This window comes from Rhodovulum strictum (assembly GCF_009649175.1).
Lineage (GTDB): Bacteria > Pseudomonadota > Alphaproteobacteria > Rhodobacterales > Rhodobacteraceae > Rhodovulum > Rhodovulum strictum.
Genome location: NZ_WJPO01000003.1, coordinates 1 through 22,580, shown reverse-complemented (window position 1 = coordinate 22,580; position 22,580 = coordinate 1). Strand labels below are relative to the sequence as shown.

Here is a 22,580-nt window from a genome sequence, read left to right as displayed (position 1 = left end):
CGTCCGGGCCATTTGCCCGGAGGGCGGCCGTTCCGCCCCACGCCACGCTACAGCGTAGGGCAGTCGTTGTCGGGGCACAACGCCAAATTCGGGGCTTGTTCCCCCGGTTGTGGCGTCAGGCCTTGGCGCCTTCGACGGCAACGCGGCTTTCGACGATCTCGTCGATCAGCCCCCAGGCCTTGGCCGCTTCGGGGTCCATGAAGTTGTCGCGCTCCAGTGCATCCACCACGGCCTGGAACTCCTGGCCGGTATGCTTGACATAGATCTGGTTCAGCCGGTCCTTCAGCTTCTGCGTCTCCTGGGCGTGGATCATGATATCCGTCGCCTGCCCCTGATACCCGCCCGAGGGCTGGTGGACCATGACGCGCGAGTTGGGCAGCGAGAAGCGCATCCCCGGCGCACCGGCGGCCAGCAGAAGCGAGCCCATCGAGGCCGCCTGCCCCACCACCAGCGTCGAAACCTTGGGCTTGATGTATTGCATCGTGTCGTAGATCGACAGACCCGAAGTCACAACGCCACCGGGGCTGTTGATGTACATCGAGATGTCCTTGGTCGGATTCTCGGCCTCGAGATGCAGCAGTTGTGCCACGATCAGCGAGGACATTCCGTCATGGATCGGCCCCGTGATGAAGATGATCCGCTCCTTCAGCAGGCGCGAAAAGATGTCATAGGCCCGTTCGCCGCGCGAGGTCTGCTCGACCACCATGGGCACGAGGGTGTTCATGTAATGGTCGATCATGTCGGTCATGCGCCTGCCTCATGGTAGATTACGGGGCGATCCGCCCCCGGTTCCGTCGAGTCTTAGTTCCGCCTCCGGACCCCTGCAAGGGATAGCGCGTTTTTGGCCGCGCATGGGTTAACACCGGATGATCGGCGCCCGGCAAATCCGCGCAGGCTGCCCAAGCGGCGGGCATCTGGCAACGATCCGTCCGCAACGGATGCGCCAGCCGCAGAAAACCTGTCGGGCAGGCCGGGATTCCGGAGGCGGCACCGGCACTTGCCGGGGGAATCCGGGCCGGGGAACGGACCCGGCGAATCCCCGTATGCGGTCCTAGCCCAGCGAAACCACCTGACCGCCCGCGGCCTCGGCATCGGCGGCGTCATGGGTGACCAGCAATACCGGCAGTCCCCGCGCCCGGGCGCGGGCAAGGACCATCTCGCGTACCTGCGCCCTCAGCCCCGCATCCAGCCGCGAGAAAGGCTCGTCCAGCAACAGCGCGCGCGGTTCGGCCAGCAGCATCCGCATCAGCGCGACCCGCGCCTTCTGTCCGCCCGACAGCGTTGCCGGGTCGCGCCCGGCAAAGCCCGCCAGCCCGACCTCTGCAAGCGCCTCCGCGACACGCGCCGCCCGTGCCGCCCGCCCCCGCACCGCACGCGGCAGGCCGAAGGCCAGGTTGCCGCCGACGCTCAGATGCGGAAACAGCAATTCCTCCTGATAGAGGATGCCCACCCGCCGCGCCTCGGGCGGCAGGCGCGTGATCTCGTGCCCGTCGAGCCAGACGCGCCCCGTCATCGCAAAGCCGGGCGCCAGCGTGCCCATGATCGCCGACAGAAGCGTGGACTTGCCCGAGCCCGACGGCCCCATCACGCTCAGCACCTCGCCGGGCGCGATGCTGGCCTCCAGCGTCAGCAGCGGCACCCCGCCGTGCGCAATCGTCAGCCCCTCCAGCCGCAACCCCGCCATCTAGCCCGCCCTCAGCCCGCGCCGGTTCGCCCACAGGATCCGCGGGATGGCCAGCGCCAGCGCAAAGCCCGCCATCCCCACCAGCGTCTGCGCCAGCGCGGTGACCGCGATCGCCCGCCGGTCGCCGCCCGCGGCCAGGGCCACCGCCTCGGTCGTCAGTGTCTGCACCCGCCCGCCCCCGATCAGCAGCGTCGGCAGGTATTGCCCGACCGACACGGCAAAGCCCACCGCCGCCGCCGTCAGCACAGGGGCCAGAAGCATCGGCAGCCGCACCTGCCGGAACACGCGCCCCCGCCCCGCCCCCAGCGCCGCCGCGACGCTGGCATAGCGCATGTCCCAGGCCCGCCATGGCGCGGCCAGCGACAGGAACACATAGGGCAACACAAAGACCAGATGCCCCAGGATCACCGCGCCCCGCCCCATATCGACGCCCAGCATCAGCGCAAACCCCTGCAAGCCCGGCAGGAACGCGACCTGCGGCACCAGAAGCGGCAGGTACAACAGCCACAGGCTGCGCGCTCCGGGCACCAGCCCGAACCGATGCTCGGCCTCCAGACAGGCCAGCACCAGCGCCAGCGCCAGCACGGTCGCCGCTCCCGCGATCCAGAGCGTTTCAAGCCCCGGCGCCAACAGCCCCGGCCCATGCCGGAGCCAGCTGCGCGTACTGAGCGCCTCGGGCCACGCTTCGGGAAAGGGCCAGAGTCCTGCCATCGACCACAGCCCCAGCCCCGCGAGCCCCGCGATCACCGCGCCCGCCGCCAGCACCGCCAGCCCCAGCCCGGCCGCGCGCAGCACGCCATCGCCATGCCGCCGCGCGCCGCCCTCGGCCCAGATGCGGCCCAGGCCGCCCAGCACCGCCTCGCCCAACCGCCAGAGCGCGAGCACCCCGATCACCAGCGCAAGTTGCAGCACCGCCCCCGCCGCCGCCTGAAACCGCAGCGTAAGATCCGGGTCAGCCATCCAGCGCACCACCTGCACCGACAGCGGCGGCGGCGTGCCGGGCCCCAGGATGATCGCCACATCGACCACCGACATCGAATAGGCCAGCACCGCATAGACCAGCAGCCTGATCTGGGCATAGACCGCGGGAAACACCGCCTTGAGCCAGCCCGTGACACGCCCATAGCCCAGCGCGCGCGCGACCCCCATCCGCTGCGCGGGCCGAACCTGCGGAAGTGCTGCCAGCGTCATCAGCAACAGGAACGGCACCTCCTTGACCACCAGCCCCGCGACCATGGCCAGCCCCAGCGGATCCTGCACGATCAGCAGATCGGGCGGCCGTTCCCAGCCCGTTGCCCAGGGCGACAGCGCGCGAGCGATCCAGCCCGAAGGCGCGATCAGGAAGGCAAGGCCAAAGGCCGCCGCCGCATGCGGCACCGACAGAAGCGGCGCCAGCGCCCGTTCCAGCCCCGCCATCGCCCGCGTCCCCTGCCAGCCCGCGACGAACAGCACCACGATGGCCAGCGAAGCCACCGTCGCCGCCAGCCCCACCCCGACCGACAGCATTACCGCCCCCGGCAGGCCCGGCCATGCCGCCAACGCCGCCATCGGCGCCAGGCTGAGCGCCCGCCCGCCCAGTGCCGGGAACAGCCCCAGCGCCGGGGCCAGCGTGCCGACCAGCCCCGCCGCCACCGGCCCCAGCAGGACCAGAAGCGTCAGCAGCGGCGCGCCGCGCAGCGGGCGCATGGGGCTACTCGGCCAAGCCGAAGCGTTTGCCCCAATCGGCCTCGATCAGGCTCATCCAGGAGGGGTGCGGCTCGGGCAGCGCCGGACCCAGTTCCTCGGGCGAGAGCGTGGCGATGCCCAGGTCCAGCGCCTCGAACCGCGCGCGATCCTCGGGCGACAGCTTGTCCATGGCCAGCACCGTGCCATAGCCCAGAACATCGGGATCCTGCGCCCGCGCCTGTGCCTCGGGCGACAGCAGGAAATCGGCCAGCACCATCGCGCCCGCCTTGGCATTGGCGTTGTAGGGGATCGCCACGAAGCTTGCATTGCCGATGGTGCCGCCCTCCAGCACCAGGGTCCGTACCGTGTCCGGCAATTGCCCGTTCGCGATCGCCGCCGACGCCTCGCCCGGGCTGAACGAGATCGCAAGGTCGATCTCGCCATCCGCCATGAGCTGCAATTGCCGCGGCCCGCTTGGCGGATAGGCCCGGCCCTGCCGCCACAGATGCGGTGTCAGATCGTCCAGAAACGCCCAGAGCGGCGCGGTGACGGCCGCGTAATCGGCCTGATCGACCGGGCGCTGCAACACGGAAGGATCCTCGACCATCCCGTAGAGCGCCTGTTTCAGAAAGGTCGTGCCCAGGAAATCGGGCGGCTGCGGATAGGTGAAGCGGCCCGGATTGGCCGACGCCCAGTCCAGCAGCGCCGCCATGCTGCGGGGCGGATCGGGTAGCCGCGCGGTATCGTGATAGAACACCACCTGCGCCATCGCCCAGGGGCTTTCCATCCCCTCGGTCGGCACCGTGAAATCGGCCGTGACCGCGGGCTTGCCGTCGACATCGACATAGCTCCAGTTCGGCAAATCCTCGGCCCAGGGGCCGAACAGCAGCCCCGCCTCCTTCATCGCCCTGAAATTCGGACCGTTGATCCAGATCAGATCGACCGCGCCGCCGTTGTCCTTTCCGGCGGTCTTCTCGGCCAGCACGCGGCTGACGGCATCCGCGGTATCGGCCAGCTTCACATGCTCGACCCGCACGCCGTAGCGCGCCGATACCTCGTCACCCGCCCAGCGGATGAAATCATTGGTCGCCGCCGCCCCGCCCCAGGCGTTCCAGTAAACCACCTGCCCGCGCGCCTCTGCCAGAACCGCGGGCCAGTCGGCGGGGTCTGGGTCGGCCAGGGCGGTCCCGGGCCCCAGGGCGACCAGGGCGGCAAGAACGGCAAAGCGGCGCATCGGCATTCTCCTTCCGGTTTTCATGCCCTTATGCCAAGCCATCGCCGCCCCGCGAAAGCCCCCGCGCGGAAAAAGCCCGTGATCGCCCGGCGCGTGGCGCAAAACGAAAGGGGCCGGTGTCGCCACCGGCCCCTTCGCATTTCCGTCCGCCGGGATCACTCGCGGTTGCCGAGGAATTGCAGCAGGAACATGAACAGGTTGATGAAGTCGAGATAGAGGTTCAGCGCCCCCATGATCGCCGACTTGGCCAGCCACTCGCTGTCCATCGACTGCGCATGCTGGATGTAGTCCGTCTTGATCCGCTGGGTATCATAGGCGGTCAGCGCCGAGAACAGCAGAACGCCGATGATCGACACCGCGAACATGATCGCCGGGCTGCCCAGGAAGATGTTCACGATCGAGGCAACGATCAGGCCGATCACGCCCATGATCAGGAACGAACCCCAGCCCGAGATGTCCTTCTTGGTGGTGTAGCCCCACAGCGACAGGCCCGCAAAGGCGATCGCGGTGATCAGGAAGGTCTGCACGATCGACAGCCCGGTGAACACCAGGAAGATCGAGCTGATCGACAGGCCCATCAGCGTCGCAAAGCCGTAGAAGTAAAGCTGCGCCGCCGCCGCCGACAGCCGGTTGGCCACCGCGCCGAAGCCGAAGACCATGATCAGCGGGGCGAACATGATCACCCATTTCAGCGGCGAGGCATAGATCGCCTGACCCAGCCCCGACAGCGTGCCCTCGGGCGTCACGGCAAGGCCCGAGATCGCCCAGGCGGCCAGCGCCGTGATCACCATGCCGACCGACATGGTGCCATAGACCTTGTTCATATGGGCACGAAGGCCCGCATCGATCTGCGCCGACGAGCGGATGCCTGCCGTCTGGCCCGCGCGGATCGTGTTCGTGTTGTAGTCAGCCATCGCTGCCTCCTCAGATTTTCACACCCGGCGGACCGGAAAATCCGGGCCCCGCCATTGCGGGGGAATATCGGCGAAGGGGAAAGGCATTTCAAGGCGCGCCGGTCCGAAAACGGCGCGATTCCTTAACGTTTGCGTCAGCCTGCCACGCGGCTCAGCGCAGCCAGGTTTGCGGCACGTCCCAGACCGGGCGGCGGGCCTCGGCCAGCGCCTCGTCGCGGGTAAGGCCGATGTCGCGCAACATGGTCTCGTCAAGCTCGGCCAGACGGTGACGCTGGCGGGCGGCGCCAAGGCCAAGTCCGATGCGGCGCAACAGATCGCCCAGCGCGGGAAGACGGACGCCCCGGATGGTGTCGGTGACGATATGGGCCATGGCCGTGCCTCCTTGTGATGCGGACTGCTCTCTCTGCTTGCAGCTTATCGCGCATCGTGTTTCATTCTTCAAACGAATGATTGTTATGCCTTGCATCAGGGATCGTGATATGCCGCGCCATCTGGATCTGACCGCCCTGCGCTCTTTCGTGGCCGTGGCCGAAGCGGGCGGGGTCACGCGCGCGGCGGGGTTCCTGAACCTGACGCAATCGGCGGTGTCGATGCAGCTCAAGCGGCTGGAACAGGCGCTGGGGCTCGACCTGCTGGACCGCTCGGAACGCCGGGTGCGGCTGACTGCGGCGGGCGAGCAGTTGCTGGGCTATGCCCGCCGACTGCTGGCGCTGAACGACGAGGTCTATGCCCGCATGACGGCGCAGGATTACGAGGGCGAGATCGTGCTGGGCGTACCCCATGACATCGTCTATCCGGCGATCCCGCAGGTGCTGAACCGCTTTGCCGCGGATTTTCCGCGCGTCCGGGTGCAGCTTATTTCTTCCTACACCACGCGGCTGCGCGAACAGTTCCGCCGCGGCGAGGTGGACCTGATCCTGACCACCGAGGATCGCTGCGGACCGGGCGGCGAGACGCTGGCCGAACTGCCGCTTGTCTGGGTCGGCGCGATCGGCGGCCATGCCTGGAAACAGCGCCCGCTGCGGCTGGCCTATGAACATGCCTGCATCTTCCGCCAGGACGTCGAGGAGGCGCTGGACCGCGCGGGCATCCCCTGGCAGATGGCCGTCGAAAGCGACTCGATCCGCACGGTCGAGGCCAGCGTCAGCGCCGATCTGGCCGTGCATACCGTCGTCGAAGGGGCGATGCCGCCCTATGTCGAGCGCATCACTCATGGCGGCGCGCTGCCCGACCTGCCGCGCACCCTGATCGACCTTTACGTGTCGGATGTCGCCCCGGGCCCGGCACTTGACGCGCTGGCCGGGCTGATCCGGCAGGCCTATCGTGCGGGCTGACCGGCTGCGCCTTGACACCGATCAACGCGCGGTCTGCCGCCGCCTGCCTAGGCTGACCCCAGGGGGACGTCATGCCGAAGGGAGGACGGAAGATGGCCCAGCATGTGGCATGGTTCGAAGACCTGCGCCGGGACGACGTGACCCGGGTGGGCGGCAAGAACGCCTCGCTCGGCGAGATGGTGGCGGCGCTTGCGGGTCAGGGCATCCGGGTGCCGGGCGGTTTCGCGACCACGGCGGACGCCTATCGCGCCTTTCTGCGGCACAACGATCTTGAGGCACGCATCGCCGCGACGCTGGCGGCCCTGGACGCACAGCGGATCGAGCTGGCCGAGGCAGGGGCCACGATCCGCCGGATGATCCGCGAAGGCGAGTGGCCCGTGGATATCGCAGGTGAGATCCGCGCGGCCTATGCCGAGCTTTGCCGCCGCGAGGGGCAGGAGGCGCTTGCCGTTGCGGTGCGTTCCTCGGCCACGGCCGAGGATCTGCCCGACGCCAGTTTCGCGGGCCAGCAGGAGACGTTCCTGAACATCCGCGGCGCCGATGCGTTGCTGGCGGCCTGCCGGCGCTGCTTTGCCTCGCTGTTCACCGACCGGGCGATCACTTATCGTCGGCTCAAGGGCTTCGATCATGGGCAGGTGGCGCTGTCCGTCGGGGTGCAACGGATGGTGCGTGCGGATACGGGCGGCGCGGGGGTGATGTTCTCGCTCGACACCGAGACGGGCTATCCCGATCTTGTGCTGATCAACGCCGCCTGGGGGCTGGGCGAGAATGTGGTGCAGGGCGCGGTGACGCCGGACGAATACCAGGTCTTCAAGCCCTTTCTCGACCGCCCCGGCCTTGTGCCGATCCTCGACAAGACGCTGGGAAGCAAGCTTTGCAAGATGATCCACGGCGCGGACGGCACCGCCACCCGCAACGTGCCGACCTCGCGGGCCGAGCGGGCGCGCTTCGTGTTGACGGAGGACGAGATCCTTGCGCTGGCCCGCATGGCCGTGACCATCGAGCGGCATTACGGCATGCCGATGGACATGGAATGGGCGCGCGATGGCGAGACGGGCGAAGTGTTCATCGTGCAGGCCCGGCCCGAAACCGTCCAGTCCCGCGCCGAGGCCGGGGCGTTTCGCAACTACCGCATCGGGCAGAAAGGCAGGACGCTGGTTTCCGGGCTGTCGGTGGGGGGTGCCGTCGCCTCGGGCCCCGTCTGCGTGATCGAAAGCGCCAGGGACATCGCGCGCTTTGTCGATGGCGCGATCCTTGTGACCTCGATCACCGATCCCGACTGGGTGCCGATCATGAAGCGGGCCGCCGCCATCGTGACCGATCATGGCGGGCGCACCAGCCATGCCGCCATCGTCAGCCGCGAGCTTGGCCTGCCCGCCATCGTCGGCACCGGCAATGCAACCCATCTGCTGCATGACGAACAGGTGGTGACGGTCTCCTGCGCCGAGGGCGAGACGGGCCATGTCTATGACGGCATAGCCGAGGTCGACATCGAGGATATCGCGCTGTCCGACCTGCCCGAGACGCGGACCCGGGTGATGCTGAACATGGCCAATCCGGGTGCTGCGATCCGCTGGTGGCGGCTGCCCGCGCAGGGCGTGGGGCTGGCGCGGATGGAGTTCGTGGTCAGCAACGCGATCAAGGCGCATCCGATGGCGCTGATCCATCCCGAGCGGCTGGACGAGCCCACCCGCGCAGCATTGGCGGCGCTGGCCGCGGGCTATGCGGACGGGCCGGATTTCTTCGTGCGCAAGCTTGCCATGGGGCTTGGCCGCATCGCCGCCCCGGCCTGGCCCGAGCCGGTGATCGTGCGGATGAGCGATTTCAAGACCAACGAATATGCCGAACTGCCGGGCGGTGCGGGGTTCGAGCCGCACGAGGAAAACCCGATGATCGGCTTTCGCGGCGCTTCACGATACTATTCAGAGGCTTACGCGCCGGGTTTCGCGCTGGAATGCCGGGCGATCCGGCATCTGCGCGCGGTGATGGGGTTCGACAACGTGATCGTGATGATCCCGTTCTGCCGCACCCCCGACGAGGCCGACCGCGTGCTTGAGGTCATGGCGGCGAACGGCCTGAAACGCGGCGAAGACGGGCTTCAGGTCTATGTCATGTGCGAGGTGCCCTCGAACGTGATCCTGGCCGAGGAATTCGCCCGCCGCTTTGACGGGTTTTCCATCGGCTCGAACGACCTGACGCAACTGACGCTGGGGGTGGACCGGGATTCGGCCGATCTGGCGGCGCTGTTCGACGAACGCAACGCCGCCGTGCAATGGATGATCCGCAGCGTGATCGAGCGGGCGCATGCCTGCGGGGCCAAGGTCGGCTTTTGCGGGCAGGCGCCCAGCAATGATCCGGATTTCGCCCGTCTGCTGGTGGGCTATGGCATCGACTCGATCTCGGTCACGCCCGACAGCTTTCTGGCGGTCAAGCGCAACGTGGCCGAGGCCGAGCGCATGGGCTGAGCGGCCCGCACCATCAGCCCTCGCGCGGCTGGGGGCGCGAGGGGATCTCTTTGAGAAGCCCCCCCACACCCATCGCGGCAATCTCGTCGGGGCCGACGGCCAACCCGCAAGCGATGCGTTCCAGCACCCAGTCCGCCCCGTTCAGGGCGGGGCTGCGGGCGCAGCCCGGCAGGCCGATCACCGGCCGCCCCCCCTGCTCGCCCAGAAACAGCAGGTTGCCCGGATCGACCGGCATCCCAAAGCGCGTGACCGTTCCGCCCGCCGCGCGCACCGCGCCGGGGCCGGTATCCTCGGGGTCCGAGGTGGCCGAGCCGGTGAGGATCAGCGCGATCTCGCCCGGCAGCGCGGTCAGCGCCGCGGCCATGGCGGCGGTGTCATGCGGCACGGTCGCGACCGCGGCAAGCGCGATGCCCAGCGCGCCCAGCCGGGTTTCCACCGCTGCGCGGCCCTTTTCGGTCAGCCCGGGTTTCTGGCCGGCGACATTGGACAGGATCAGCCCGGCGGTCCGGCGCATCACCGGATGCACGCGGATCGCGCCCGGCGCGGTGGCACAGGCAGCGGCAAGGGCTGCGCCGGGCACCGCATAGGGGATGATCTTGACCGTGCCGACCAAGAGCCCCGGCGTGACCCGGGTCAGCGGCGCAAGCGTGGCAAGCGTCACGCCGGGGTCGATCCGGTTCAGCGCGTGGATCGCAGCGGCGTCCAGCCCGACCACACCCGCGCAGGCCGCGTGCAGGTTCACCCTCCCCCGCGCCGCCGCCCCGATCCGCAGCCCCGCCGCCGCCGGATCGGGCACCAGCGCCTCGGCCAACCGCGCGGCCGCCGCATCCTCGGCCACATCGCCGGGGTCCGGACGGGCGACGGTGACAAGGGCGATGCCCGCCGCGGTCAGCGCGGCGATCTCGTCCGGCCCGAGCACGAGGCCCTTCTTCAGCATCCGCCCGCCGACACACTGCGAATGGGCCAGAATCGCCCCCTCGGCCTGATCGGGAGGGACGGGGCCGAAGCGCATCACCCCTGCCTCAGCGTCGCGACGATCTGGGCCATGATCGAAACCGCGATCTCGGCCGGGCTGCGCGCGCCGATATCCAGGCCGACCGGCGCATGGATGCGGGCGATCCGGTCCTCCGGGATGCCCTCAGCCCGCAGCCGCTCGACCCGTTTGGCATGGGTCCGGGGCGAGCCGAGGCAGCCCAGATAGAAGGCGTCCGAGCCCAGCGCGGCCAGGATTGCGGGATCGTCAAGCTTGGGGTCATGGGTCAGCGTCACGACCGCCGTGCGCGCATCAAGCCCATGTGCGGCAAGCGCGGCATCGGGCCAGTCGTCAAGGATGGTCTCGCCCAGGAACCGCTCGGCCGAACCAAAGGCGGGGCGCGGGTCGATCAGCACGGGCGCGAAACCGGCAAGCCGCGCCATCGCCACCAGCGGCTGCGCAATATGGACGGCGCCGACGATGGCCAGCCGCAAGGGCGGGTTGTGGATCGCGACGAAGCACGCCCCCTCGAAGCCCGAGCGGTCGGCGCGCATCCGTGCGGCGATCTGCGGGCCAAGGGCGGCATCCTCCGGCCCGGCCAGCCGCCTTTGCCAGCATTCGGTATCGACGACATAGGCCAGCGCGCGGCGCGCGGCGCGGGCAGTGACCAGATCGGCCAGCAACGCCTCGGGCAGCGCCGCGCCGACGGGATCGACCAGCACCCGGATGCGCCCGCCGCAGGCCAGCCCCACGGCAAAGGCATCGTCATCGCTGACCCCGAATTCCAGCAGGCGCGGACGGCCATCGCCCAGCGCCTCCAATGCCTCGGCGATCACCGCGCCCTCGACGCAGCCGCCCGAAACGGACCCCGCCATGCCGCCCTCGCCCGAGATCGCCAAGAGGCTGCCCACCGGGCGCGGTGCGCTGCCCCAGGTCTCGATCACGGTGGCCAGCACCGACCCCTTGCCCGCCCGGTGCCAGTCGAGCGCGGTTTCCGCGATCGCGTCGAATTCGGCTGTCTGCATGACCGCCCTCCTCCCTCGCGGGGATAATGGGCGCGGCAGGGCGGCTTCGCCAGTGGAAATCGGGACAAAAGGAAAGGGCGCCGCGGATCGGGTCCGCAGCGCCCCTGCCCCCTGTCGGGGAAGGTTATTCGGCCGGTTCGGGTTGCGCTTCGCCCGCGGGCGCGCCCTTGCCCGACAGCCGCCGGGGCAGAAGGATCGCGACCAGGATCAGCACGACGCCGATGCCGATGCCGATCACATCGCCGGTGATCGGCAGATCGGGCAGCGCCGCCGGATAGTTGGAGCCGGGGATCGCGCCGATGGTCCATTTCTCGCCATTCAGGAAGCCGATGTTTTCCCAGAACGGATGGCTCAGCGCATAGGCCCCCGCGCCGACAAGGCCGCCGACGATGAAGAACAGCGCGTCGAACCGCCCCGTGGCCGCCGCGCAGACGCCGGTGCCCGGGCAGTATCCCGACATGGCCCAGCCGATCCCGAGAATCGCGCCGCCCAGCAGCACGCCCACATGGACCTCCTTGACCGACATGTGCCCGACCTCGACCAGGCCCAGCATCTGGCCGCCGAACATCAGGATCGAGGCGGTGCCGATCGCCACCAGGATCGTCTTCATCAGGTGCATGTTGACCAGGCTCAGCATCCGCCCGACCCAGTTCGGATCGGTCGCGCCGATGCGTTCCAGCATCAGGCCGAACAGCGCGCCCAGGCCGATTGCGAGTGCGATTTCCATCTCAGGCCTCCTTCTTCAGCAGGATGCGGGCGGTGGGAAAGGCCGTCAGGAACGCCCCGAAGGCAAAGACGTAGCCCGAAACGGCGGTCTGCATCATGCCCGACATCATGTGCCCCGAGGTGCACCCCCCCGCAAGCCGCGCCCCGAACAGCACAATCACGCCGCCGAGGAAGGCCAGAACCCAGCGCCCCACCCAGCCGATGCGGAAATTCGCGCTCCACAGCGCGGGGCTGAACCGCTCGCGCAGCGGGATGCGGCCGAAGGCGACCGAGGACAGGAAGGCGCCGCCCATCATCGCGGCGACGAAGATCATCGAATAGGTCAGCGGATTGGCGATATCCGCGGCGTATTTGGCGAAATAGGGATAGGGCGAGGTCCAGCCGCCATCGGCCGTCTGGCTGATGACGCCCGGCGCGTATTGCTCCCACAGAACGCCGTCGGCCACGACGAATTGCGTCGATACGCCGATCGGTTGGACCAGGAGCACCGCGAGGAAAAAGACGACCCCCAGAAGCGGGCCGCCGATCTTCCAGTTCAGAACCATGGAGATGTCCCCCTCGTGACATGCGTTCATTTGCGCGAACCTTGGCATGGGCAACGATGCCGATCCAGTTCAAACATTGGGCGCAAAACGGAAAAAACGCCGTGGGAGGGAGGGCCCACGGCGTTTCTGTACACGGCGCCGAGGGAGGGAGGGCCCTCTGGCGCCCGGGAACCTGCGTCGGGAAAACACAGGGGCCGTCTGCGGGTTATCCGATACGCGCCGGGAACTTGCGCCCATCGCCACAAACGACGCATGCTGGATGCAGGTTATGCTGCGCTGCGGCCTTGATCTGGATCAAGCGGTCAGGAATGTCGCACCTGCGCCAGCATCCGGTCCCGCTCTCCGGCATCGCCGGCATCCGTGATCGCCCGGGCCAGATCCTCGAGCGAGCGGATCGAATGGCCCGCCCGGAAACAGTCGACATGGGGCAGCATCGCCCTTATTCCACGGGCTTTCGGCGCGAAACCGTCCCAGCGCAGCAGCGGGTTGATCCAGATGAGGCGGCGGGCCGACAGATGCAGCCGCTCCATCTCCTGCGACAGGGTGTCCGCCTCGTCGCGGTCAAGCCCGTCGGTGATCAGCAGCACCACCGCCCCCTGCCCCAGCACCCGCCGCGACCAGTCGCGGTTGAAGACATGCAACGCCGACGCGATTCGCGTGCCGCCCGCCCAGTCCTGCGCCTCGGCCCCCGCAGCCGCCAGCGCGGCATCGACATCGCGGGTGGCCAGGTGGCGGGTGATGTTGGTCAGCCGCGTGCCGAAGGTGAAGGCATGCACCCTGGCCCAGCCCGCGCCCTTCTCATTGGCGACCGCATGCAGGAAATGCAGCACCATGCGCGAATATTGCGACATCGAGCCCGAGATGTCGCAGAGCACCACCAGATTCGGCCAGCGGCTGCGCCGGTTCTTCATCGCCAGTTCGCTGAGTTCACCGCCCCGGCGCAGGGCATGGCGCATCGTCGCGCGCCAGTCGGGCATCCGTCCCTGCCGGTCGGCGCGGGTGCGGCGCGAGACCAGCGGCTTCACCGGCAGGCTGAGTCGGGCCAGCATGCGCCGTGCCTCGGCGATCTCGGCGGTGCTCATCTGCTCGAAATCCAGCGTCTTCAGCCGTTCGCGGCCCGAATGGGTCTGGCTGGCATCGATCTCGACCTCCTCGCCGGGCGCGTCCTGCGGTTCGGGAAGCGCGCGCTCGATCCCGTCGAGCAACGCCTCGGCGGCGCGCTTCTCGGCGGCCCTGGCGCTGCGTTCCTCGGCCACGCCGCGCAGCGAGGGCAGCATCAGGCTCATCATGTGTTCGAGAAAGCGCGGATCGCGCCAGTAAAGCCGGAACACCTGGTCATAGACCTGCCGGTGCTCGGGCCGCGAGAGAAAGCAGGCGGCAAGCGTGTGGTAGAAATCGCCGCGCTGCGAGAACCCCGCCGCCTCCACCGCGCGGACCGCGTCGATCACCCGGCCGGGGCCGACGGGCAGGCCCGCCTTTCGCAGGGCGCGCGCGAAATGGACGATGTTGTGCGACAGCTTGCCGTCATCGGGGATGTCGAGCGTGTGCAGATCTGCCATTCGCGGCCTCGGCGCTGGTGGAGAGGCCGGGGGGCCGTCTGCCCCCCGGACCCCCCGAGGATATTTCCGGCCAGAAGAAGAACAGGCCGGTTCGCGTCAGGCAGGCGCCAGTTCCGCGCGGACCTGGTCGAGCAGGCGTTTCGCCTCGGAGCCCTCGATCTTCTGGATGTCGTCCTGGTATTTCAGAAGCGCCCCGATCGTGTCGGCAATGACCTGGGGCGACAGGTCGATCACATCGAGCGCGAGCAGGCATTTCGCCCAGTCGATGGTTTCGGCCACACCGGGTTTCTTGAACAGGTCTTCGCTGCGCAGTTTCTGGACGAAGGCCACGATCTCGCGGCTCAGCGTTTCGGCCGCTTCGGGGGCGCGGGCATGCAGGATGTCGAGTTCGCGCTGGAAATCTGGGTAATCGACCCAGTGATAGAGGCAGCGCCGTTTCAGCGCGTCATGCACTTCGCGGGTGCGGTTCGAGGTGATGACGACGATGGGGGGCTGCGGTGCCCTGATCGTGCCAAGTTCGGGGATCGTGACCTGGAAATCGCCCAGCGCCTCGAGCAGGAAGGCTTCGAAGGGCTCGTCGGTGCGGTCGAGTTCGTCGATCAGCAGCACCGGCGGGCCCTCGACATGGGGGCGCATGGACTGGAGAAGTGGGCGTTCGATGAGATACTCGTCCGAAAAGAGTTCGTCCTTCAGCGCGGTCCTGTCGGCGCCCGCGCCCTCGAATCCCATCGCCTCGGCGGTGCGGATCGCGATCATCTGCGCGGCAAAGTTCCAGTCGCAGACGGCCGATGCGGCATCGAGCCCTTCATAGCATTGCAGCCGGATCAGACGGCGGCCCAGCGCCGCGGCGATGGCCTTGGCGATCTCGGTCTTGCCGGTACCGGGTTCACCTTCAAGAAAGAGCGGCTTGCCAAGGCGCAGCGACAGGAAGGTGACCGTCGCAAGCGCGCGCCCGCAGACATAATCCTGCCCGGCAAGCAGCGCCTGCACCTCGTCGATCGAGCCTGGCCCGGTCCTGTCCATTCCACGTCCTCCCTGCGCGTAGAACTGCATGCGCAGGGGCGGCGGTCAAGCGCGGGATCGGGTGTGGCCTTGCCGGGGCGGGCGCAAGCGTCCCGCCCGGCGGTGAGAGCGCTCAGAGGTAATAGCGGTCGCGGAAGATGTGGCGCACGACATCCTGACGGGTCAGGCCGCGTGCGGCCAGATCCTCGTCGCTGAGCGCGTTCAGACGCTCGATCTGGCGGGTGCGGGGATGGTGTTCCATCACCCGGACAAGCGCGTCGAGCACGGTGGAAAGGATCGAGCCGGTGCGGCCGGTGATCGCTGTAACTGCAAGTGCCATGTTCTGGAAACTCCTGCCGATTCACAGTTGTTTCCCCCCTGAGGGCCAAAATAGGACAGACGCGCTGACATGACCAATGCCCGCTCGCAAACCCCGCCTTGCGCCCAGCGGGCAGCAGAAGCGTGAAATCTCAACCCGATATTCACCTTTTCCGGGGCGGATGCCGGGCGGTGCGGGGCCGGTGGGCGTGATCGGCACTGGAAAGCCGTGCGGCGATTGTGTATCGCGCGGACCATGACAGAGCGCCTTATCATCCGCCGCCCCGACGACTGGCACCTGCATCTGCGCGATGGCGCCATGCTGTCGGGCGTCCTGCCCGAGACCGCGCGCGACTTTGCCCGGGCGATCATCATGCCGAACCTGGTGCCGCCGGTGGTGAATGCGCGCGAGGCCGCCGCCTATCGCGAGCGCATCCTTGCCGCGCTGCCCGAGGGCATGGATTTCACGCCGCTGATGACGCTTTACATGACCGAAGAGACCGATCCGGCGGATGTGGCCGCGGCCCATGCCAGCGGGCTGGTGACGGCGGTCAAGCTGTATCCGGCGGGCGCGACGACCAATTCGGCCTCGGGTGTGCGCGATTTCGACAAGGTGCGCGGCGTGCTGGAGAAGATGGCCGAGATCGGCTGCCCGCTTTGCGTGCATGGCGAGGTGACCGATCCCGAGGTGGACATCTTCGACCGCGAGGCGGTGTTCATCGACCGGGTGCTGGACCCGATCCGCCGGGCGACGCCGGGGCTGCGCGTGGTGATGGAGCATCTGACCACGGCCGACGGCGTGGCCTATGTGCAGGCGAACGCGGCCGACCTTGGCGCCACGATCACGACGCATCACCTGATCATCACCCGCAACCATATCCTGGTCGGGGGCATCAAGCCGCATTACTACTGCCTGCCGGTGGCCAAGCGCGCCCGGCACCGCGATGCGCTGGTCGCCGCCGCCATTTCGGGCGATGCGCGGTTCTTCCTGGGCACCGACAGCGCACCCCATGCCGACCCGACCAAGGAATGCGCCTGCGGCTGCGCGGGCATCTTCTCGGCCACCAATACGCTGTCTTGTCTGGCGGAAGTATTCGAGCGCGAAGGCGCGCTCGACCGGCTGGAAGCCTTTGCCTCGCTCAACGGTCCGGCCTTTTACCGCCTGCCGCCGAACGAGGCGCGGACCACGCTGGTCAAGGGAGCGCCCGTGACCTACCCCGCCCGGATCGAGACCGGGGCGGGGCCGGTGACGCTGTTCGATCCCGGCTTCCCCCTGCACTGGCGGGTAGAGCGGTGAGCCGCGAATTTCCTGCAAGAAATTTGCCAAGAATTTTCCCCAAGATTCTTGGCCCCAGACACTGAGGTCCGCGCCATGATCCCCACCGCCTTCCCCGACCGCGCCGAGATCGCCCGGCTGTCGGCCCGCATGCTTCTGGAAATCCGCGCGGTGCATTTCAACGCGGAAACGCCGTTCACGCTGGCCTCGGGCCTGCCTTCGCCCACCTATATCGACTGTCGAAAGCTGATCTCCTTCCCGCGCATCCGCGCGACCCTGATGGATTTCATGGCCGTGACCGTGATGCGCGAGGCCGGGTTCGAAGCCTTCACCAATATCGCGGGCGGCGAGACGGCGGGCATCCCCTTTGCCGCGCTGGTGGCCGAGCGTCTGGCCCTGCCGATGACCTATGTCCGCAAGAAGCCCAAGGGCTACGGCCGCAACGCCCGGATCGAGGGGGTGATGGGCGAGGGCGACCGGGTGCTGCTGGTCGAGGATCTGACCACCGATGGCGGGTCCAAGCTGTCCTTCGTCGATGCGATCCGCGAGACGGGGGCAGCCTGCGGGCATACCGCGGTGATCTTCTATTACGGCATCTTCCCCGAGACCGAGGCGACGCTGGCCGCCCATGGGGTGCAGCTTCATCACCTTTGCACCTGGTGGGATGTGCTGGCCGAGGCGCGCGCGCAGGGTGCCTTCGATGACGCCACGCTGGCCGAGGTCGAGGCGTTCCTGAATGCGCCCAGGGAATGGCAGGCGGCGCGGGCCGCAAAATAACCGGGGACGAGACTGTGGATGACCTGGGGACAAGGCATCCACAGAATCGGTCGCGTCCCCCAGATTTTGCGGCTATCCTGTTCTGAACAACAACAACCGGGCAGTCTGGCGTTATCCACACGGGATCCACAGGGATATGCCGCGGGGTATCCACCAAGTTGTTGCGGTATCCCTGGCCGCGTCCCTGCGCTAGTCAGCCCGGACATGACCGCGGGGGCAGGCAATGAACGAGATCAGCACGATCCATCCGGGCGGGACAGGGACCGAGGACGAGACCGGCGCCCTGCCCCATTCCATCGAGGCCGAGCAGCAGCTTCTAGGCGCGATCCTGACGAATAACGACGTGTTCGACCGGATCGCGGCGATCATCCAGGCGCATCATTTCTACGAACCGGTGCATCAGCGCATCTACGAGATCGCCGCCGCGCGCATCCAGAAAAACGCGCTGGCCTCGCCGGTGACGCTCAAGGCGTTCATGGAGAATGACGAGGGGCTCAAGGAACTGGGTGGGCCGGCCTATCTGGCGCGGCTTGCCGGGGCGGCGATCTCGACCTTCGCGGCGCGCGACTATGCCCAGATGATCTATGACTTCGCGATCCGGCGCGAATTGATGCGGCTTGGCCGCGACATCTCGGACAAGGCGGCGCGCGTCGACATCGCCTCCGAGCCGCGCACCCAGATCGTCGAGGCCGAGCAGGCGCTTTACAAGCTGGGCGAACAGGGCCAGTCCGAAAGCGGGTTCCAGTCCTTCCTCAAGGCGGTGACCGATGCGGTCAATGTCGCGAACGCCGCCTATCAGCGCGACGGGCAATTGTCGGGGGTCTCGACCGGCCTGATCGACCTTGACCGCAAGCTGGGCGGGCTGCACCGCTCGGACCTGCTGATCCTGGCCGGGCGCCCGTCGATGGGCAAGACGTCGCTGGCCACCAATATCGCCTTCAACATCGCGAAATCCTATCGCCGCGGGCTGCAACCCGATGGCACCGAAGGCGCGGTCGAAGGCGGCGTAGTCGGCTTCTTCAGCCTCGAGATGAGCGCCGAGCAGCTTGCCGCGCGGATCCTGTCGGAAGCCTCCGAAGTGCCCTCGGAACAGATCCGCCGCGGCGACATGACCGAGGCCGAGTTCCGTCGCTTCGTCGAGGCCGCCAAGGCGCTGGAAGCCTGCCCGCTGTTCATCGACGACACCCCCGCCCTGCCGATCAGCCAGCTTGCCGCCCGCGCGCGCCGGCTGAAACGCACCCATGGGCTGGATGCGCTGTTCATCGACTACCTGCAACTCGTCCGCCCCGCGACCGCCAAGGACAGCCGGGTGAACGAGGTGTCCGAGATCACCCAGGGGCTGAAGGCCATCGCCAAGGAACTGGACATCCCCGTGGTGGCGCTGTCGCAATTGTCGCGTCAGGTCGAGAACCGCGAGGACAAGCGCCCGCAACTGTCCGACCTGCGCGAGTCGGGCTCGATCGAGCAGGATGCCGACGTGGTGATGTTCGTCTACCGCGAGGAATACTACAAGGAACGCGAGAAGCCGGGCGAGGACAACCTGGAGGCCATGGCCAAGTGGCAGGAGGTGATGGAACGCTGCCACGGCAAGGCCGAGGTCGTCATCGGCAAGCAGCGCCACGGCCCGATCGGCACGGTGGAACTGAGCTTCGAGGGCCGCTTCACCCGCTTTGGCAACCTGGTCAAGCCCTGGCAGCAGGGCCATGGCGGCGCCGACGGGTTCTGAGTCCCGCCGATCCGCGCTTCGCTTCGGCCATGTTGCTCCTTGCACTCGGCCCAGGTGAATCGGGACCGACGGCACGAATGGCGATGATCGGCACGTCCGGGTCGGCTGGCAGGAGTCTTTGCTTGGGCGGGCGACAGCGCGCTGCTGATCTTTGGTGGTTGCGATCTGTTCTCGACCAGCGGGCTTTCGCTGGACGAGGCGGGCGCGCAGGATGGCTGGCCCGCGCTTGTCACCGGGACCGACGAACGCTGGGTCTGGACCGGCAGCCGCTACGAACGACGCTGAGCGCAGCAGCGGAAAACCGGATTCGCCTTGACGCGCGCCCCGCCCCTGTCGGAAACAGCGCCATGGCTACCGGATTGCTTACCATCGACCACGGCGCCATCGCGCGCAACTGGACCGCCCTTGACCGCGCCAGCGGCACGGGCACCGAAACCGCGGCGGTCGTCAAGGCCGACGCCTACGGGCTGGGCGCGGCCGAGGTCGCGCGCACGCTGGCTCGCGCCGGTGCCCGCCGCTTCTTCGTCGCCGTCGCCGAAGAGGGCGCAGCCGTGCGCGCCGCCCTTGGCCCCGGCCCCGAGATCGGCGTCTTCGGCGGCCACATGGCGGGCGATGCGGGCCTGATCCGCGATTGCGCCCTCGTGCCGATGCTGAACGCGCCCGAGCAGTTGACCCGCCACCTTCAGGCGCTGCCGGGCCACCCTTTCGGCATCCAGCTTGATTCCGGCATGAACCGTCTGGGGATGGAACCCGCCGACTGGGCCGCGATCCGCGCCGACGCGCTGGCCGCCGGGCTGCGGCTGATCATGAGCCATCTTGCCTGTGCCGACGAACCCGAGACCGGCTTCAACGAGATCCAGCTTGCCTGTTTCCGCGACATGACCGAAGGCTGCGACGTGCCGCGCTCGCTTTCGGCCACGGGGGGCATCCTGCTGGGCCCGGAGTATCATTTCGAGATCACCCGCCCCGGCATCGGCCTTTACGGCGCCCTGCCCTTCGCTCAGGCCACGCCGGTGCTGCGGCTGTCGCTGCCGGTGATCCAGACCCGCATCGTCGAACCGGGCGAGGCTGTGGGCTACGGGTGCAGCTTCCGCGCCGACACCAGCCGCACCGTCGCCACCGTCGCGGGCGGCTATGCCGATGGCATCCTGCGCGCGCTGTCGGGCCGCGGCACGCTCTGGTCCGAGGGTCGGCCCTGCCCGATCCTTGGCCGCGTCTCGATGGACCTGATCACCGCCGATGTCACCGACCTGCCCGCCATCCCCGAGGCGCTGGACCTGATCGGTCCGGATCAGGGCGTTGACAGCCTGGCCACCGCCGCCGGAACCATCGGCTACGAGCTGCTCACCAGCCTCGGCCCCCGCTATGCCCGCCGCCATATCGGCGCAGCGGCACCATGATCCTCGCCCCGGTCGCCGCCATCGGCCGCTCGACGCTCGGGGGGCTGGCGGCCCTTGGCCGGATCGCGATCTTCCTGGTGGCGACGCTGTCGGCGGCCATACGCCCGCCCTTCTACTATCGCGAATTCCTTCAGGCGCTCTGGGTGATCGGCTACAATTCGCTGCCGGTGGTGGCACTGACCGCACTGTTCACCGGCGGCGCGCTCGCCTTGCAGATCTACGAGGGCGGCGCGCGGTTCAATGCCTCGCAGGTGGTGCCCTCGATCGTCGCCATCGGCATGGTGCGCGAGCTTGGCCCGGTGCTGGGCGGGCTGATGGTGGCGGCGCGGGTCGCCTCGTCCATCGCGGCCGAGATCGGCACGATGAAGGTGACCGAACAGATCGACGCGCTGGTGACACTGTCCACCGACCCGATGCGCTATCTGACCGTGCCGCGCGTGCTGGCGGCGACCATTGCGCTGCCGGTGCTGGTCGCGGTGGGCGATTCCATCGGCATCCTGGGCGGCTATCTGGTCGGCACCGGTCGGCTTGACCTGAACGCCGCGGCCTATCTCAAGACCACGGTCGATTATCTGACGCTCTGGGACGTGACCTCGGGGCTGATCAAGGGGGCGGTCTTCGGCTTCATCGTGGCGCTGGTGGGCTGCTATTTCGGGATGAACTCCGCCCGCGGTGCGCAGGGCGTGGGCCGGGCGACGAAATCGGCGGTGGTGACGGCCTCGGTGATGATCCTGGCCAGCAACTACCTGCTGACCGAACTGTTTTTCTCGGCATGATCGAACTTCTCGGCCTCCACAAGAGTTTCGGCGCCAACCGCGTGCTGCGCGGGGTCGACCTGACCGTGCCCCGGGGCGAAAGCATGGTCGTCATCGGCGGCTCGGGCACCGGCAAGTCGGTGCTGCTGAAATGTATCCTGGGGCTGGTGAAGCCCGATGCAGGCACCATCCGGATCGACGGGCAGGACGCCGCCAGCCTTGACCGCGATGCCTTTCTCGCGCGGTTCGGGATGCTGTTCCAGGGCGGCGCGCTGTTCGATTCGCTGACCGTCTGGCAGAACGTGGCGTTCCGGCTGCTGCGCGGCCCCGGGAAACGCCCCAAGGCAGAGGCGCGCGAGATCGCCATCGAAAAGCTGCGCCGCGTCGGCCTGAAACCCGAAACCGCCGATCAGTTCCCCGCCGAGCTGTCGGGTGGCATGCAAAAGCGCGTAGGCCTTGCCCGCGCCATCGCCGCCGAGCCCGAGATCATCTTCTTCGACGAGCCCACCACCGGCCTCGACCCGATCATGGCCGGGGTCATCAACCAGCTTATCCGCGAGATCGTAGTCGAGATGGGCGCCACCGCCATCACCATCACCCATGACATGACCAGCGTGCGCGCCATCGCCGATGATGTCGCCATGCTGCATGACGGGGTGATCCAGTGGACAGGCCCGGTCAAGGATATGGACACCGCGCCAGACCCTTACCTGCAACAGTTCATCCATGGCCGCGCCGAAGGCCCGATCGCTTCGGTGCGCTGACCCCGGTCACTCAGAACTGCGCACGAACCGCGGCGGGGCGCCTGCGGATCAGCCGCGCCGGTCGAATTTCAGCGGCACGGTAAAGCTGTAGCTGGCCTGGTCCAGCCCCTTGGGCGCACTGGGGAATGGCCCGGCCCGATGAACGGCGGCCAGCGCCGCGCGGTCGAGCACGGGGTCGCCCGTGCCCTGGACCAGTCGGGCCGAGAGCAACGCGCCTTCGCGCGTGACCACCAGTTCGACCAGCGCCCGCCCGGTCGTGCGGGCCTCGCGCGGGTAGCGGTGAACGCGGCTGACGCGGGCCAGGATCTGGCCGCCCCATTCGGCGCGCAAGGCACGCGCGGCCGCCTCAGACAGGGCAGGCGCGGCGCGGGCGGGGGCACCGGCCTGCGCCGCGCGTGCGGTGCCGCGGGCGGTCTGAGCCGGGGCGGGGGGCGGCGC

At 68.3% G+C, this 22,580-nt stretch carries 22 protein-coding genes; 8 read left to right on the top strand and 14 right to left on the bottom strand.

The annotated features are described in order from the left end of the window. Positions 1-115 precede the first annotated feature (115 nt). From GH815_RS03050 to GH815_RS03025, 6 genes are all read right to left on the bottom strand, one after another. Positions 116-748, bottom strand: a complete 633-nt coding sequence (locus GH815_RS03050; RefSeq protein WP_153747283.1) for an ATP-dependent Clp protease proteolytic subunit — start codon at positions 746-748, stop codon at positions 116-118. Positions 749-1,051: 303 nt separating this feature from the next. Continuing rightward, the gene (locus GH815_RS03045; RefSeq protein ID WP_153747282.1) at positions 1,052-1,684 is read right to left on the bottom strand and encodes an ATP-binding cassette domain-containing protein; all 633 of its coding nucleotides are present in this window, start codon (positions 1,682-1,684) and stop codon (positions 1,052-1,054) included. Next, positions 1,685-3,370: an ABC transporter permease gene (locus tag GH815_RS03040; protein WP_153747281.1), complete on the bottom strand. Its 1,686-nt coding sequence runs from the start codon at positions 3,368-3,370 to the stop codon at positions 1,685-1,687. 4 nt (positions 3,371-3,374) lie between these two features. Further along, positions 3,375-4,583 (bottom strand): ABC transporter substrate-binding protein, encoded by a 1,209-nt coding sequence (locus GH815_RS03035; RefSeq protein ID WP_153747280.1) that lies wholly within the window; start codon positions 4,581-4,583, stop codon positions 3,375-3,377. Between the two features lie 155 nt (positions 4,584-4,738). Next, a complete protein-coding gene (locus GH815_RS03030) occupies positions 4,739-5,497 on the bottom strand; it encodes a Bax inhibitor-1/YccA family protein (RefSeq protein WP_153747279.1) in 759 nt (252 codons plus the stop codon). 151 nt (positions 5,498-5,648) lie between these two features. Further along, positions 5,649-5,867 carry a DUF1127 domain-containing protein gene (locus GH815_RS03025; protein WP_153747278.1) on the bottom strand — a complete coding sequence of 73 codons (219 nt, stop codon included), beginning with the start codon at positions 5,865-5,867 and terminating at the stop codon, positions 5,649-5,651. A 109-nt stretch (positions 5,868-5,976) separates the two neighbouring features. Here GH815_RS03025 and GH815_RS03020 point away from each other — a divergent pair, with 109 nt between their 5' ends. Continuing rightward, positions 5,977-6,831 (top strand): LysR family transcriptional regulator, encoded by an 855-nt coding sequence (locus tag GH815_RS03020; RefSeq protein ID WP_153747277.1) that lies wholly within the window; start codon positions 5,977-5,979, stop codon positions 6,829-6,831. Positions 6,832-6,923: 92 nt separating this feature from the next. Next, positions 6,924-9,296 (top strand): phosphoenolpyruvate synthase, encoded by a 2,373-nt coding sequence (gene ppsA / locus GH815_RS03015; RefSeq protein ID WP_153747276.1) that lies wholly within the window; start codon positions 6,924-6,926, stop codon positions 9,294-9,296. A gap of 13 nt (positions 9,297-9,309) precedes the next feature. Here ppsA and GH815_RS03010 read toward each other — a convergent pair whose 3' ends face one another. From GH815_RS03010 to GH815_RS02980, 7 genes are all read right to left on the bottom strand, one after another. Beyond that, positions 9,310-10,308, bottom strand: a complete 999-nt coding sequence (locus GH815_RS03010; RefSeq protein WP_153747275.1) for a molybdopterin-binding protein — start codon at positions 10,306-10,308, stop codon at positions 9,310-9,312. Then, the gene (locus GH815_RS03005; RefSeq protein ID WP_153747274.1) at positions 10,308-11,294 is read right to left on the bottom strand and encodes an XdhC family protein; all 987 of its coding nucleotides are present in this window, start codon (positions 11,292-11,294) and stop codon (positions 10,308-10,310) included. The genes GH815_RS03010 and GH815_RS03005 overlap by 1 nt, the downstream gene beginning before the upstream one ends. Positions 11,295-11,418: 124 nt before the next feature. Further along, entirely contained in the window at positions 11,419-12,021 is a 603-nt protein-coding gene (locus tag GH815_RS03000) for a YeeE/YedE thiosulfate transporter family protein (RefSeq protein WP_153747273.1), read from the bottom strand. Position 12,022: 1 nt separating this feature from the next. Beyond that, positions 12,023-12,565, bottom strand: coding sequence for a YeeE/YedE thiosulfate transporter family protein (locus GH815_RS02995; protein WP_153747272.1), 543 nt, complete (start codon positions 12,563-12,565; stop codon positions 12,023-12,025). 302 nt (positions 12,566-12,867) lie between these two features. Next, positions 12,868-14,124 carry a vWA domain-containing protein gene (locus tag GH815_RS02990; protein ID WP_153747271.1) on the bottom strand — a complete coding sequence of 419 codons (1,257 nt, stop codon included), beginning with the start codon at positions 14,122-14,124 and terminating at the stop codon, positions 12,868-12,870. Between the two features lie 96 nt (positions 14,125-14,220). Next, positions 14,221-15,147: an AAA family ATPase gene (locus tag GH815_RS02985; protein ID WP_153747270.1), complete on the bottom strand. Its 927-nt coding sequence runs from the start codon at positions 15,145-15,147 to the stop codon at positions 14,221-14,223. Positions 15,148-15,259: 112 nt separating this feature from the next. Further along, on the bottom strand, positions 15,260-15,466 hold the full coding sequence (locus GH815_RS02980) for a P-loop NTPase family protein (RefSeq protein ID WP_153747269.1): 207 nt from the start codon (positions 15,464-15,466) through the stop codon (positions 15,260-15,262). A gap of 234 nt (positions 15,467-15,700) precedes the next feature. On the opposite strand from GH815_RS02980, the gene pyrC reads away from it, so the two are divergent. The 6 genes from pyrC (at position 15,701) to GH815_RS02950 (ending at position 22,142) form a co-directional block, all read left to right on the top strand. Continuing rightward, positions 15,701-16,741, top strand: a complete 1,041-nt coding sequence (gene pyrC / locus GH815_RS02975) for a dihydroorotase (protein ID WP_153747268.1) — start codon at positions 15,701-15,703, stop codon at positions 16,739-16,741. A 75-nt stretch (positions 16,742-16,816) separates the two neighbouring features. Then, on the top strand, positions 16,817-17,497 hold the full coding sequence (locus GH815_RS02970; RefSeq protein ID WP_153747267.1) for an orotate phosphoribosyltransferase: 681 nt from the start codon (positions 16,817-16,819) through the stop codon (positions 17,495-17,497). Between the two features lie 223 nt (positions 17,498-17,720). After that, positions 17,721-19,223, top strand: a complete 1,503-nt coding sequence (locus GH815_RS02965; protein WP_153747266.1) for a replicative DNA helicase — start codon at positions 17,721-17,723, stop codon at positions 19,221-19,223. A 347-nt stretch (positions 19,224-19,570) separates the two neighbouring features. Further along, positions 19,571-20,623, top strand: a complete 1,053-nt coding sequence (gene alr, locus GH815_RS02960; RefSeq protein ID WP_153747265.1) for an alanine racemase — start codon at positions 19,571-19,573, stop codon at positions 20,621-20,623. After that, positions 20,620-21,399, top strand: a complete 780-nt coding sequence (locus GH815_RS02955) for an MlaE family ABC transporter permease (RefSeq protein WP_153747264.1) — start codon at positions 20,620-20,622, stop codon at positions 21,397-21,399. Before alr ends, GH815_RS02955 begins: the two co-directional genes overlap by 4 nt. After that, entirely contained in the window at positions 21,396-22,142 is a 747-nt protein-coding gene (locus GH815_RS02950) for an ABC transporter ATP-binding protein (RefSeq protein WP_153747263.1), read from the top strand. The genes GH815_RS02955 and GH815_RS02950 overlap by 4 nt, the downstream gene beginning before the upstream one ends. 48 nt (positions 22,143-22,190) lie before the next feature. Here GH815_RS02950 and GH815_RS02945 read toward each other — a convergent pair. Then, positions 22,191-22,580, bottom strand: a 390-nt coding sequence (locus tag GH815_RS02945; protein WP_153747262.1) for an energy transducer TonB family protein, incomplete at its 5' end; no start/stop codon positions are given.